The organism is Limosilactobacillus kribbianus (genome assembly GCF_026413145.1).
GTDB classification, from domain to species: domain Bacteria; phylum Bacillota; class Bacilli; order Lactobacillales; family Lactobacillaceae; genus Limosilactobacillus; species Limosilactobacillus kribbianus.
Genome location: NZ_JAOVYZ010000011.1, coordinates 31,747 through 45,834 on the forward strand (window position 1 = coordinate 31,747; position 14,088 = coordinate 45,834).

At 42.7% G+C, this 14,088-nt stretch carries 11 protein-coding genes, 1 pseudogene and 1 CRISPR repeat array; of the genes and pseudogenes, 1 reads left to right on the forward strand and 11 read right to left on the reverse strand.

Features of this window, described 5'->3' with window-relative positions:
• The first annotated feature begins 180 nt into the window (after nt 1-180).
• Nucleotides 181-1,266 carry an LLM class flavin-dependent oxidoreductase gene (locus OCT58_RS04040; protein ID WP_267201579.1) on the forward strand — a complete coding sequence of 362 codons (1,086 nt, stop codon included), beginning with the start codon at nt 181-183 and terminating at the stop codon, nt 1,264-1,266.
• Nucleotides 1,267-1,394: 128 nt separating this feature from the next.
• Here the strand turns inward: OCT58_RS04040 and OCT58_RS04045 are convergent, their stop codons facing one another.
• The 11 genes and pseudogenes from OCT58_RS04045 to cas3 form a co-directional block, all read right to left on the reverse strand.
• Nucleotides 1,395-2,042: a CatB-related O-acetyltransferase gene (locus OCT58_RS04045; protein ID WP_267201581.1), complete on the reverse strand. Its 648-nt coding sequence runs from the start codon at nt 2,040-2,042 to the stop codon at nt 1,395-1,397.
• A 319-nt stretch (nt 2,043-2,361) separates the two neighbouring features.
• Nucleotides 2,362-3,066 (reverse strand): annotated as a pseudogene (locus tag OCT58_RS04050) (alpha/beta fold hydrolase).
• 102 nt (nt 3,067-3,168) lie between these two features.
• Complete coding sequence (locus tag OCT58_RS04055; protein ID WP_267201582.1) at nt 3,169-4,299, reverse strand: hypothetical protein; 1,131 nt, start codon at nt 4,297-4,299, stop codon at nt 3,169-3,171.
• Nucleotides 4,300-4,466: 167 nt separating this feature from the next.
• Nucleotides 4,467-5,842: direct repeats of the CRISPR family, unit length 28 nt; unit sequence GGATCACCCCCACATACATGGGGAATAC.
• A gap of 29 nt (nt 5,843-5,871) precedes the next feature.
• Nucleotides 5,872-6,747, reverse strand: coding sequence for a type I-E CRISPR-associated endoribonuclease Cas2e (gene cas2e, locus OCT58_RS04060; protein WP_267201591.1), 876 nt, complete (start codon nt 6,745-6,747; stop codon nt 5,872-5,874).
• Nucleotides 6,744-7,694, reverse strand: a complete 951-nt coding sequence (cas1e, locus tag OCT58_RS04065; RefSeq protein WP_267201583.1) for a type I-E CRISPR-associated endonuclease Cas1e — start codon at nt 7,692-7,694, stop codon at nt 6,744-6,746. Before cas1e ends, cas2e begins: the two co-directional genes overlap by 4 nt.
• Before the next feature lies 1 nt (nt 7,695).
• Nucleotides 7,696-8,325 (reverse strand): type I-E CRISPR-associated protein Cas6/Cse3/CasE, encoded by a 630-nt coding sequence (cas6e, locus tag OCT58_RS04070; protein WP_267201584.1) that lies wholly within the window; start codon nt 8,323-8,325, stop codon nt 7,696-7,698.
• Between the two features lie 17 nt (nt 8,326-8,342).
• Nucleotides 8,343-9,032 carry a type I-E CRISPR-associated protein Cas5/CasD gene (gene cas5e, locus OCT58_RS04075; RefSeq protein ID WP_267201585.1) on the reverse strand — a complete coding sequence of 230 codons (690 nt, stop codon included), beginning with the start codon at nt 9,030-9,032 and terminating at the stop codon, nt 8,343-8,345.
• The gene (gene cas7e / locus OCT58_RS04080) at nt 9,013-10,113 is read right to left on the reverse strand and encodes a type I-E CRISPR-associated protein Cas7/Cse4/CasC (RefSeq protein WP_267201586.1); all 1,101 of its coding nucleotides are present in this window, start codon (nt 10,111-10,113) and stop codon (nt 9,013-9,015) included. The genes cas5e and cas7e overlap by 20 nt, the downstream gene beginning before the upstream one ends.
• Before the next feature lie 5 nt (nt 10,114-10,118).
• A complete protein-coding gene (gene casB / locus OCT58_RS04085) occupies nt 10,119-10,715 on the reverse strand; it encodes a type I-E CRISPR-associated protein Cse2/CasB (protein ID WP_267201587.1) in 597 nt (198 codons plus the stop codon).
• Between the two features lie 11 nt (nt 10,716-10,726).
• Entirely contained in the window at nt 10,727-12,412 is a 1,686-nt protein-coding gene (locus tag OCT58_RS04090) for a type I-E CRISPR-associated protein Cse1/CasA (RefSeq protein ID WP_267201589.1), read from the reverse strand.
• A complete protein-coding gene (gene cas3 / locus OCT58_RS04095; RefSeq protein WP_267201590.1) occupies nt 12,393-13,949 on the reverse strand; it encodes a CRISPR-associated helicase Cas3' in 1,557 nt (518 codons plus the stop codon). The genes OCT58_RS04090 and cas3 overlap by 20 nt, the downstream gene beginning before the upstream one ends.
• Nucleotides 13,950-14,088 lie beyond the last annotated feature (139 nt).

Below are 14,088 nucleotides of genomic sequence, written 5' to 3' on the forward strand. Positions count from 1 at the left end.
AACTACAACAAAGAAGTGTCTTCCACCTATCACAGTAACAGTTTCATTTGTAAAAACAAGTTAAGCAAAATCCATTCTGAGCTTTTTAGTCGTGCTAGCTTCCAATTTATTGCCAATTGTGCAATAAATTAATTTATGATATCATAGTCTTACAAAAAGTCAGTAAGGGAGCGTTTAACCATGACCGTTGAATTAGGAATCTCCACTTTTGGCGAAACTACACCACTGGAAGTCACTGGCAAGCCGATTCGACACGATGAGCGAATCCGCGACCTCATTGATGAGATTGTACTTGCCGATCAGCTCGGCATCGATGCCTACGCCGTTGGCGAACATCACCGCAAGGATTTCGCTGTCTCTGCACCGGAAATCATTCTAGCCATGGCGGCATCAAGAACTCAGCAAATTCACCTCTCTAGCGCAACCACCAATCTGCCGACGATCGATCCCATCCGGGTTTACGAGCAGTACGCCACGATCGACGTGGTGGCACCCGGGCGAGTGGAGATCATGGCCGGCCGTGGTTCGTTTACGGAGGCCTTTGATTTGTTCGGGTATAATCTAGCCGATTACGATGCGCTGTTTAAGGAAAAGCTGGACATGCTGATTAAGATTAACCAGCATGAGATCCTAGATTGGCCCAAGGGAAAGTTCACGCCAAAAGTCGATCATCTTGGGATCTATCCTCGTTCTAGACGGCTCCTACCAATCTTGCTGGCAACCGGTGGCAACATTAATTCGACAATCCGGGCCGCTGAAATGGGGCTGCCAATTGTTTATGCGATTCTCGGTGGCAAATATGCCGACTTCAAGCCGTTGATTCAACTATACCGGGCGGTAGCGGAGAAGGCCGGCCAAAAGCGTGGCCAAATGCCGGTTGCTGCGCATTCCTGGGGCTGGTTAAGTGATGATAATGAACAGGCGATCAAGGAATACTTTTACCCGACCAAGCTGCTCATTGATACCATCGGTAAGGAACGACCGCAGTGGAAGGAGATGACCTACGAGCAGTACTTGGAAAGCATCGGCACGGACGGCGCAATTTTCGTCGGGGATGCCGATCGGGTTGCCGATAAAATCATCAAGATGATGGAAGATTTGGGGTTGAAACGGTTCTACCTGCACCTGCCGATTGCTTCCATGCCGCACGACAAGATCATGCGCGCCATCGAAATCTATGGGAAAGGGGTCGTGCCGAAAGTGAAGCAGTACTTCGAACGAAAGAGTAAGCTCAACGAATTTTCGATTAAGTGGAAAGAACACTAGGGACGTTTAGTAATCAAAGCTTTCTCCGTTATTCACAAAGAAGTCGGATAATCTTGGTGGAATAGTTGCTTTAACAGTATGTATTTGAGCAACCTCAACGAAATCCAAAATTTACCCTCTTGGTCTGTTTAGTTACTCCCATCAAGTTTCTTTTTGATCTCAGCAAGCTTCACAATCGCCTCTTCTACATCAAGCGTGGTTAACAACGGAATAATCCGATCAAGCAATTCATCGGGAAAGTCCCACCATTTGATCTGCTCCAGCTTTGCGATCGTCTCATCATCAAACCTTGGGCGAATTAGCTTAGCGGGATTGCCGCCAACGACCGTGTATGGCGCAACGTTTTTCGTCACGACTGACTGGGCACCGATGATTGCACCATCGCCGACCGTTACGCCGGGCATGATCGTCGCCTTCCTGCCAATCCACACATCGTTACCAATCACCGTATCGTTGCGCTTGAGATCCTGACGGCTTACCCGGGTCAGCTCTCGCCAATCGGCAGAAAAAGTATTAAAGGGGTAAGTTGAAATCGACTTGACCGAATGATTCGCACTTGCCATCAAGAATTCGACCCCTGTCGCGATCGCACAGAATTTGCCGATCCTGAGTTGATAGGTATCGCGCGGGTTGTTGTATAAAATATGGTTTTGGCTGAATTTCGCCGGGTTCTCATCGCGGGCTAAACTGTAGTAGCTATGCTCACCAACATGAACATTCGCTGGGAAATCAATTTCTGACAGCATCAAGGTCGCTTCACTATATTTGTTGGCCATTTTGATCTCCGCTTTCTTTATGAATTTACTAATGCAATATTATAAAATCAGTATGTAGTATGAAATAAGCATCGGCTTTAACGGGTCGATGCTTTTATTTTTTCCAAATTAGCAGTCCACTCTCAACGACCCATGTGTTAACAGCTATCCTCTTGAAAACTGCCGCCCAATCGTACTGCATTACTTCTTCCTTGTTATAATCATGCAGAATTTCGTGGCGATCCCCTTCGAATAGCTTAAGAGTTACCTTTGAACACCCGGCCACCCGTAGTGCGTCATTACCAAGATCGCCAACCGGGGCCTGAGCACCCGAAACGATCTAAAGCGACAAATCATGCGGCATTGCCTGAACCGACTTCTTCTTGTTAGCAAAATGAGACAGGTTAAAAATCCCCCGATACATATTGACCGTTGGACGAAATTGCTGATAAGGGTCTGCTAGGTATTTAACGACTTCTCGCGGATCGTGATTTATCCAATTTGAACGGGTACGATTCGGTTTAAAATTGCGATTGAGCGAACCGGTGCTCAATTCTTCCAGCAACTTACTCCGATAGTCGAGGCCCCTGAATAGTTTAATTATTTCAGCAAGCGCGATTCCCGATCCAGTTAACAGCTGCAATTGCTGGCCAGTCCCCATCAAGATTGCTCCTGCTAGCTGATCATCATACTTAGCCAGGTACAGCCGAACAATGTAGGAACCCATCAAATACCCCAACACGATATAAGGAAGATTGGGTTAGCGTTCCTGCATCTACTGTCTGAGGAGACGGACATTCTCTACTAAAATTTCTCACTCATCAGGGAATTTTCTATAATCATCTTTTTGCTTGACAGTTTTGCCGTGACCAACATGATCATTGCCGATCACAATGTAACCGGCCCGATTAGCAAAGCGGGCAAACTGTTCATACAGCTCTGTATATTCAATCATACCGTGCACAATTTGAATAATTCCAACTGGGTGGTCGGCTTCCCACATAATTACGCGGGCCATAGTACCAAGAGACTTTTCCTCCGTCATTGCTTTTCAACTATTCTTCATCAGTAATTATCTTTAGTATAACGGATCTCAGAAAGCGGTTACAAGGGGTCTTAATGTGTTTAGGTGATGTACCATTGGCATTTAACTTTCGCCTTGCTCTACTCCTTCACTATCCTTAATCACATGCTGCTGAAGAATCTCCGCCGTGTGGCGATCGCGATACTGATAGTGATTCGACAATGATAAATTTGAATTTAGCATCTTAATGATTTGTTCGATATCCATATTGTCCGCAACGGTGTTTACTAGAATATTCAGATCCTTCACCTTGCGTCTCGTTCGCCGAGTTTCCTGCAGATACTTAACAAACTCTTCCGCATTAATCGTTGTTAAATTGCTCAATTCAACCAGGTGTAACTGATCCTGAAGTACCTTGCTGTCGTACCAGCTCAGTAGCTTATTCAACTCTTCCCGCTGTGCCAGGCATTCCATGACATACTTGAGACTATCAAAAAATTTAGAAGCATCGTACCGTGCGAAGTCAATCTGTGGCTTTTCCCTTGTTTTGTCGGTTACCGATAAGATTTTCTGGTCGGTATCATCAAAATGATCTGCTAACCGTTGACTAAGCTTGTCGATTTGCCGTGTCATTTGATCAGTTTCCCAAGTCGACATTGCCTGGTCACTCGATCCATTGTCCCAAACTATTTCCCCCGTCCGTAGATTTAAAACCCGCATCGAGTAAGGGTTCAGCTCAGGGAAATTACTCCAAAAGCGTTTATTGGTCGCGATGCTTCCCGCAGTGGCAACCGCCTTGCTTGCTTCATCCCAGCGGCGGACGCGATCGCCGAACGGATAAATGAAGCCGCCATTATCATACAGAGTCGTGTCCAAAAAGTAATAATTATCGCCGACCTCAACGGCGACTGCAAAGAGTTTCATATCCTTGCTGATCTTCTTTGCCATTTTCGGGCTAACCCACTCCGGCCACGGTGCCTCTGGCACAACTTTCTCTTCCGGCTGCTCTGCAGGCTCAGCAGTCGCATTAATTGGTGAAAGATTATCGGTCCCGATCTCGTGAACATAAAAGCGTTCTTCCTTTTTTGCACCAAAAATAGTCGGAAATTCCTGGCGCAGGCGACTAAAGCCCTCTGCCACCTCCAGCTCTGTATCCCAAGAACGATGATCTTCAGCTTTTTTAGTAAAGTGATTCGTTTGCGTCCAGTAAGAGCGGTTCCCCGCTTGCGAAATATAAACAAGTTCAAATGCCATCGTCATATCCCCATTTTAAACTATCCCAAGCAATTCAGCAAACGTATGTTCGGATATATTATATCATATAATCAGCGTTCTGGGAACGCTTTCATAAAATAGCTCTTCACCATGCCTTTATTAATATTTCTTGAGTTTTAGTTATTTTACAAACCGGTTCTTTTTAAGGATCACCCCCACATACATGGGGAATACCGTAATTGTTGCCATTGTTCACCCCTCCTCATGGGATCACCCCCACATACATGGGGAATACAGTTGATACGCGGGTGCGCAGGCTCTAATACAAGGATCACCCCCACATACATGGGGAATACCTGCTGCTGAGTCCATCGTAGCCGCAAGTAAAGGGATCACCCCCACATACATGGGGAATACTTGCCGAAAATGAAAAGCGGGTTGACTACTGGGGGATCACCCCCACATACATGGGGAATACTAAAATTAGTTCTCATTGGAGGAACCTAGGCAGGGATCACCCCCACATACATGGGGAATACATGTTGCGTGACTTTAAGTACGCCAGCAAGCATAGGATCACCCCCACATACATGGGGAATACGGGAAAGTTTTTTCGGTAATGCCATTACCATTAGGATCACCCCCACATACATGGGGAATACCATCAAGGTAGTACCACCATAGATCCCGGCAAAGGGATCACCCCCACATACATGGGGAATACTAGCCAAAGAGCCGGCCAAAGGCAACACTATCGGGATCACCCCCACATACATGGGGAATACCACTTTGATTGCTTCGCTAACGGTGAAGTTATCAGGATCACCCCCACATACATGGGGAATACGGGACTAGCAGGTGGACTACTTGGCCCAGCGTAGGATCACCCCCACATACATGGGGAATACTTTTCTTTTTGCCCTAATTAGGCAATCAATTTAGGATCACCCCCACATACATGGGGAATACTGCCCTGCAAGCTAACGATTTTTTAGCCCGGAAGGGATCACCCCCACATACATGGGGAATACTTCAATCAAAGGACCGCCATCTTACTACAATGGGGATCACCCCCACATACATGGGGAATACTGTCTGAACATTCTCGCCAGATGTCAGGGTTAGGGGATCACCCCCACATACATGGGGAATACGCTTCGTTGACATCTTTGAGAGCCAGCCCAGTGGGATCACCCCCACATACATGGGGAATACTTATGGTTTCAATCCCCAGGGACAGTGGCGTAACAATCACCCCCACATACATGGGGAATACTTAGTCATCGACCTGAAAAACGGCGATAAAGTGGGATCACCCCCACATACATGGGGAATACTCGGGGAATGATACAGATACCCTGCCACTGGTGGGATCACCCCCACATACATGGGGAATACTAATCAAGCACTACGTGAAATGAATGCGCAACAAGGATCACCCCCACATACATGGGGAATACACTTTGGAAACGACCCGTTGGTGCCGGTCAAGCAGATCACCCCCACATACATGGGGAATACTCCTTGCCAATCCCAAACATCTTGTGCCAGTTGAGATCACCCCCACATACATGGGGAATACACTAAAAAATCCCTGTCACACCGCGGTTCTTAGATCCTCAAAATACCTTTTTTCATGAGTTTTGTTGCCAACTCCATTGTTGCTTTCGCATCATATAATGCATTATGTGGGTGTTCATTGTTAATTTTATATCTTTCGAGGATAGTTGAAAGCTGATAGTTATCGCAGAACTTATCTAATTTCTTTATTCGTGGAAGCATATCAACCATCCGATTATTGAATTGAATAAGATTATGCTTAATCACTGCAGCTTCTAAAAAGCTTTCATCGAATGAAACATTGTACCCAATTACTGGTAAATTACCTAAAAAATGTTGCAAATCGATTATTACGTCTTTTAACGCAGCGCCTTCTTCTGCCAATCTTTGATCAGTAAGCCCCGTCATTCGAGAAATGTTTAAGGGAATACTCTTTTTCCCTTCTAATTTCACTAACCGATAAAACGCATCCGTTGAACCATTAGAATTTTTTACAGCACCGATTGAAATGATTTGATTGTTATTGGGTGTTAATCCAGTGGTCTCTATATCTAACACAGCAAATTCAGACCGCTGTTGCTTAGCATGACTAAACTTTTTAGCCTGATGAAACTTATAAGCATTACTAAAGCCATGCTTCAGATTATTTTTATTCTCAAACAGCGACTTCATTAGCGGTATTCCATCCGCATCAACAACTTGCTTATCCTTACGAGTTGTTCGAAAAGTATATCCTAATTCATTATTAGTATTGTAGACAATTGTTGCTTCGCCTAATCCCTTCGAATGGGTAATCCGTTGCCACAATCGTTCACGAATTCTAGCACTTACATTACCAACATAAACGCCTGACTGAATTTCTTGGCACCATTTTGTCAGGTCACCTCGCAACGAGGCAGGGACTTTAGTTAAAGTTATGACAATCAGCGTTCATCATCCCCGTCTTCATATTCATGATACTGAACTCCAAATTTCTGAAGTCCCTGCTTATCATCCCAAAGATGCATTGATTCAGCTCTTAAATTTTCATCAATGCTTAACAGATTTTTAAGATCTCGCACCATTCGTGCCAACAACTTACCATTTGCAAAGGCATCACGCATCATCCGTCTCGTCCAGTCAGCAATATCATTATTCCCATGCTTAGCTGTTGCTTCAAAAGCAATTGGAATCGAGTACTCTGCTTTATATAAGTCAGCAAAGTCGTAAACAAACGATAAGTCATGTCCAGTGTGAATAAAGCCTAATCCCGGCGCTGCTCCTAACGCTACAATCACACTACAACTTAGGCCATACAATGCTTGGTGAGCAGCAGTTAATGCTTTATTGATAGGTGTTGAACTTTCAAAATCATCAACCCGGTACTCTCGTCGTTCCCACATAACACCAGTTTTTTGTGACTGTTCTTGATAAACATTGCGAACCCGTGAGCCCTCTTTTCCTCGCAATTGTTGCATAGTCATTTTGGAGACATCTTCATTTGGAAAACGCATTTGGTACATTTTTCGGGCCACCATAATTCTGGAGCGCCGATTCGATACTAGTTTTGCTTGCTGCTCCAAGAACTTGGAAGAATGATCTAAGGGCCGCCCATGAGCGTATTGACGAACCCCGTGCTCACCAACCCAGACAACTGCCATACCGGAATCACCTATCAATTCCATTGCCCGATGAGTAATGTCAATTCCTGGACCGAGCAACAAAACGTTTACCATTGCTGATGGAACAAAGACTGTCCCGCGCTGATCAGTAACGGTTACTGCGCTATCTTGTCGATTCACCCGCGCATGTTCCAAATATAAAAAAGAAATTCGGTCCTGAATGCGTCCAAGTTCATTCAGCTCCGCTTTAGGAGCACCATAATTGTTACTCATCTTAACTCCTCAATGGAATTACTGTTAGCATTCCCATTCCATATGCTTTTTCACGACCAATGCCCTGGGTTAGCGTTCGCTTAAATTGGTCCTCATCTGTTACTACCAGCTCCCCTTCAAAAGTGACCTGACTGAGTTTAACTCTGTTTTTGTGATACAAAATTGGCCAACTGCGATCAACAATATCAAATTGCATTTTACCTGCATTACTAGTAGCAATGATGAAACCTGCTTTTTCCGTTCTTTCTATAAACCACTTTTTTTGCTGTTCAACAGTAATATGCGGATATACCTTACCATCCGTGCGATAAGAAGGATTGGCTACCAACCGGAAATGCATTACTTGACCATTATGAATTTTACTCAAAAACGGCCGGTAATCCTTCACCATTGCAGTATCAGGAACACCATAGCGTTGTAATTTGTCTAAATTGGGCTTTTCCTGACTAACAATCAGTAAATACCTTTTACCATGCAGTTGGTCTATCCGCCACAAATGACGCAAACGTTCTTGTTGTGCAATCTCATTTGGAAAACTATTTTCTACCCAATTATGATAGGCTCCCAAATGAGTAAGGTCCCTTATCTTTCGACGATTTTTATCATCAATTTCTACTCGTGATACGTACATTGCTTCCCTCCTCATTTCTACAAGCTTGCCATAACGTCATGATCTGTATTATTAAGCGAGTTTGCCAGCTTTACGTGGAGGGTTACAACAGCACGATATTGATGCCAACGATGAGCTTGGTCAAAGCTACCAACCTTATCTTTCACCAACGTAGATGCTTTATCTGGTAATAGATCTGCATCAGCAATAATCTCTGCTAAATAGCTCCCCTTTCGCTTTTGATACCATTCAGACGCCTGCCATTCAGAATTTTTTAAAACACTGACTGGGTCTTGATTATCAAAAATTTTGGTTTTTAACGGCCCTGCTGGGACATTAGCCCGTCTACCTAGCGAAAGTTGGAATTTGGGATGATGTAATGCATTATTAATTTGCTCAATTTTGTTACTATTTCCACTAATGGCGGCTATGAAAACAGCATCTTGCAAATAATCCCGATAGCTTAGACTACGTTTTTGGTGTGCACGATCATATTCAATAATCTGAAAATCAGTCATTGTTTGCCCTGGCTGGTCGATTCGTACCGCAACTTTTAGTTGATTAAGATTACTAATTCGCGAATCATCTCTTCTATATCCTAAAGCTGCTGCGATCATCCCTATCAAAGCACTTTTGGATGGATAATGATAGCTCGTTCGTCGACTGAAAGTCGCTTGATTTCCGTATGACTGAAGTGGACCAGTCAATTTAATCGTTAGAGTTTTCATCACTAACCCTCGTTTCGATAACCTTTACGACATCGTCAATTAAAGAAGTAATGTTATCTTCCTGATTTGCAATTAACGACTTTTCAAAATTAGTCAGAGCAAAGGTAGCAATTGGCTTTTCAACAAATTTTTGCGTTTGCTCGTACTCTTTCTCTAAGCGCTTGATAGAAGATTCAACATAACCCTGCTGTGACTTAACAGGCTGTTCAAATGCAGTTACAAGATTCACTGGAGTATCCGCTCTAATTGTTACCATCACATATTGAGGGACAGTCTTATTAGCAAAAGTATTCTGTTTTCCTGTCGGCATCGACATTACAAAGTCCTTAATAAAAAGCTTCAAACCTTCCAGTGTAGCCGTCTTGTCACCTAAGTTATGCGCAAGCTCGCAGACATTGACGTTGGCATACCGATATAACGTTGCAGAGTCGTATTCAATCGTTCCCAGCATTGCAGAGCCAGATTCATCGTCTTCTTTTGCATCATCAACTGCTGTGTAATAGTCAAATTCTGGAACAATTTCATGTGTTGAAATAGCGTGGGCAACTTGACATGATGCATCTACATTCAGGGAAGGATCATCGGCAACCATCCGCCCAAATAACGCCATATCCAAAGAACGTTCACTATTCAATATTTTTTTGATTGCTTTACTGTCAATCTCATCGTTTTCAAGAACGTACTTTGCTAATTTTTCAACTTGTCCATGACTAATCATCAATAGAGCCTTTGTCCGACTCGTCTTCTTATCAAGTTTGACTTTAGCTTTATTGAAAATAGTGAGTGCCATTTGTAAAGCCTCACCATCAGCCAAATCGGCCTTTTGTTTTTGAACTTCTTTAGCCAACATTTCTGGTCCTCGCGTGGTACGGATCCCTTTAAGCCAATCAGTCCCATTTTCAGCCATCTGATTTTCAAAGGCCATTCGCACTGCACGCTTCCAGCTCTGTGATGAAACTCGCGACCGTGTAACCCCACCATAAACAGCCGTTTTAGGAGAACCCGTATCATCTCGATTAATATTTGAAGACGGCACTGATTGCAAAACGTTAATGTCAACATACAAATTTTGGTTATTCATAGTAATTATTCTCCCTTTTGATTGTCATTGTTTTTGGGTATCCAATAATATTGTTGTCCCCACATCAGGCATACCTGTCGTGCAGTTTCAGCGCTAAATTGAAATGCATAAAAATCGCTTGCTAACTGAGCAAAGTCAATCTTTTCTTTGGGAAAATTGCTCTTCAAGATTTGGACAAGGTGATATATTGAATTTTCAATACTTTCAAAACTACTATTGCCTAAAATAGTCTGTACCCGCCGATCAATTGCCTTTTGGCGTACCTGATCTTGCCGCAATAATTGCAATGCAAAAAATAGTGCTTTTCCTTCTTTATCTCTGCCTGCAGACTCATAAATTAAGGTTCCATCATTTCCTTGCTGGTAAATTGCAAAACAGTGCAGCGCTGCAAATATTGCTTTCTCGGAATACGTTGGGAGGCCATTCTTGCTTAGGTCTTTTTCTTTCATCGCATTGAATAAAATGGGCCATACTATAGTCATATTACGGTCAGTTATATGTCTGGAATTTCGCAATGCTGCTAATTCACCTTTATTGGGTTTGCCATTATTCCAAAGCTGATGGATAACCTTAGCAGTAATACTGCTAATGTGATTAGTCATTTTTATCCTCCTTAACCATTTTTTATGGTTTTCATTACTGAAGCCTTAAAGATACGATAGTCGATAAAGATGTTTTCTAATTTCTCATCCTTTATTTGGCCACGAATTTCGCGTGGCGTGGCAGTATTTAAAAGTTTTTGGCCAGTTTCCATAACGATGTATGCTGCCTTTTCATTCCATTCATTAATTCGCATACTCCGCTCATCCTGACTGGACAAACTAGCCAACCACTCATAAAAAGGGACATTTAGTTGGCTGTAATATTCAGCTGTAACTTGATTAGCAAAATCAGTTTGTACCGAAGGAGAAAGGCCGCGAAGATTAGCTACATTTTTAGCAAAATACGACAGGTATAAGCCTAACTTTTGCGTTCTTACAACCGTTTCTTCAATTCGTGTTGGCCACCCAGCGTCAGTTAAGTCTTTGTCGAATAAAACGTCCGCATTAACCCGCATTTCATCCGCAAACTCAGCGGCTGGTGATTGTGATGTTGCGTTTCCGTCATTAATTAGGCCTACCGTAGCAAGATGGACTGAAAAATCTGGCTGAATCATGTTTTTACTTTGCAAATTATTAAGCCAAGCTACTATTCCTGGCTGAACCCCGTTTGAGTTTTGCGTACTAATGTATTGCCCAAAATTACGCCACATTGCTCTCCCTAATGAATTCAGCCAACGCAAGGTCGGTTTTATTGGCTCTTTATCCTTTACTTTCCAAGTTGTCATTGGCTCCAAAAACGCATCCTCATTATCTAGTTTTGGCAAGCCAGCACTAAAGATAGTTGGTCGATTGCCATTCCATTCAATATGAATTGCCCGCGACCAAGTGGTATATAGTTGTGCAATATTTTGGGGAAAATTATTATCTAGACGCAATTGAATATAATCTAGCGCTGGCAATTCCCACGCCGGCCTTTGAGTAAAGACGTTTTTGCCTAGTCGGACTGACTGTGGAACTAAAACCAAGTTCAACATTAAAGTTTCAAACAGATTATTTCCAACGGCAAAAACCGGATCTAGGTCATACAACCAGCCTTTAGAGACCGAAAACTTCTCTTTTGATTTTACCTTGGTCTTATCAGTTACCGCAGTAAAGTTTTGATAGGTAATCAGCCACCGAGTTAATTCAGAAAACGAAACATCATCCTTATGTAACGGCGCATTAGGGGAAAAAATATCGGGTTTATTGTTACTTTCAGAAATTGTTCGATTAATTTGTTTAACCGCAACCGTTCCCTTACCGTTCCCTACAGATTTAGTCTTTGGTACTAATGAATCATACTCTTCCCGTGTCACTTGGTAGAATGGTGTTTCAGCGTCAAGGAGATCAAAACGATTAGCATATGACTGGAGATATTCGAATAGTTCGGATGTAAATTTCTTTTGATTATAAAGATTTTCCCACGTTGCTAATAAATCTCTTTCGGGTCTCTTTCCTTGAAACTTAAAAGATTTTTCATCTATGTTTTGCCATTTATATACTTGTCCTTCGGCGCTATACCGTGAGTACACAGTTGTTAAAATTGCTAGTAGGAACCGTAAGATTGCTAAGTCTTGAGATTTCATTTCTCCGGCCAATTGACGATATTGGGCAGCATTTCTAAAGAGTGTTTCCAGCGAAATTTCTTGCTCTCGGTTATTTTCATCAATAACTTTAATCCAGGGTTCGGTTACTAAACTAAAATGTTTTCTGTCCATCCTGGTCCTCCTTTTCATACATCAAGCCAAGGGTGTTCGAATAATGAATTTGCCAATTATTGAGGCTAACTGTTTTCTGCTCATTTAACGGCAATACTAGAATTCCTTTGAGCCAAATGTTATTCTGCCATTCTGAAAAGCTATTATTCGTCTTGGTTTCGAGATCCTTAATCGTTTTTTCAATATTGGGCGTTACCGCATTCGGTAACCGGATTAACTGCTGTGCAATTTCATAGTCCTGAACATCACTTAATGGCCGACCATCCAGGAGAAAATCTCCTGCCTGAGTATGTTGAATCAAAATGACTTCAATTGATTCCTTAATGTCACGTACCGCAGCCTCCGCACTCGCCTCATCAGCCACACCGCGGCGATCTCGGTCCAGCCAACCATGGATAGTATCAGTTGGGGAAGGAAAATCAATCTGGTACACCTGGGCCTTCTGCCGTTCTTTTTCAATAATCAGTCGTTCTTGGTGCTGTGCTTCGCGAATTCCAACAATTTCACTATCGGTTATGGGATCATACACAAGTTGTACAAGTCGCGAAACATCTTCAGGAACCCTAATCGTGTCTGGAAAAAAATAATCGGTTTTCATTAACCAGTATTTTTCGTAGATAGCTTCATTTGCATCCCCATAATCGCCCAATGAGTTAATCCCAAGAATATAGGTCATCGGTTCAGTCAACTTAGCAGGACGCTCTATTTTATGACGGTGAAGTCTGCCAATCCTTTGAATTAGCAAGTCGATCGGTGCTACGTCAGTAAATAGAACATCAAAATCGATATCAAGTGATTGTTCAAGTACCTGTGTTCCAATCACAATCATTCTTTCCGGTCGATCAGCATTCTTTCCAATTGCTGATTGCAAGCGCTCCTCTAATTTTTCACGATCAGGAGCGAGAAACGCTGAATGAAGAACTAATTTAGGAATATTGTCTGGAACCAGCTGCGATAGCTTTTGCGCCCGTTTAACCGTATTTACAATAATCCCGGCAACACCACCCTCGCTGATGCTTCTCACAGCCTTATTTATTAGCTCTTCGTCATCACTATTCAGGCGAATAATTTTATTTATTTTAGAATTACCTGATTTTGGAAACTCCGATAATTGCTTAACTTCCTTACCATCCATGTAAGTAAGCAGCGGGTACGCCTGGCTATCCTCCAAACCAGTATCTGCTTCAATCGGCTCACCATATTTGCCGAAATAATATGCCTGCATCAGTTCAGCTCTTTTTTGCTTTGGAAGGGTTGCTGACAGAGCAATTACCGGTATGCTATAGACTCCAAGCCAAACTAGTGCTTGTTCAAGATAGGAACTCATATATGTATCATATGCATGAACCTCGTCGATAACTACGACCTTACCGCTCAAGCCAAGATGGCGTAAAAAGAGGTGTTTCTGCTTCAAACTCATTAAAAGTAAATGGTCAATAGTTCCAATTGAAAAATCCGCCAGTATAGATTTTTTACCGCTAAACCAGCTATTAATTACAACTGAGCCTTCTTCACCAACATTTTCTGCTTTCGGCAATCCAAGATTTTCCTTATGGCAGATTGTAAAATTTAAGTTGAACATTTAAGTGGACAGAAAAACCCATCAAGGTCTTTAATGGTGTTACCACACAATCCATTAGAAAGAAGGACCTTGATGAGCACCACTATTTTATCAT

Excerpts from the sequence above, each read along its gene's own strand:
- casB (WP_267201587.1), bottom strand. The coding sequence starts at position 10,715 with ATGACTAATCACATTAGCAGTATTACTGCTAAGGTTATCCATCAGCTT.
- cas6e (WP_267201584.1), bottom strand. The coding sequence starts at position 8,325 with ATGTACGTATCACGAGTAGAAATTGATGATAAAAATCGTCGAAAGATA.
- OCT58_RS04045 (WP_267201581.1), bottom strand. The coding sequence starts at position 2,042 with ATGGCCAACAAATATAGTGAAGCGACCTTGATGCTGTCAGAAATTGAT.
- OCT58_RS04090 (WP_267201589.1), bottom strand. The coding sequence starts at position 12,412 with ATGGACAGAAAACATTTTAGTTTAGTAACCGAACCCTGGATTAAAGTT.
- cas7e (WP_267201586.1), bottom strand. The coding sequence starts at position 10,113 with ATGAATAACCAAAATTTGTATGTTGACATTAACGTTTTGCAATCAGTG.
- OCT58_RS04055 (WP_267201582.1), bottom strand. The coding sequence starts at position 4,299 with ATGGCATTTGAACTTGTTTATATTTCGCAAGCGGGGAACCGCTCTTAC.
- OCT58_RS04040 (WP_267201579.1), top strand. The coding sequence starts at position 181 with ATGACCGTTGAATTAGGAATCTCCACTTTTGGCGAAACTACACCACTG.
- cas5e (WP_267201585.1), bottom strand. The coding sequence starts at position 9,032 with ATGAAAACTCTAACGATTAAATTGACTGGTCCACTTCAGTCATACGGA.
- cas1e (WP_267201583.1), bottom strand. The coding sequence starts at position 7,694 with ATGAGTAACAATTATGGTGCTCCTAAAGCGGAGCTGAATGAACTTGGA.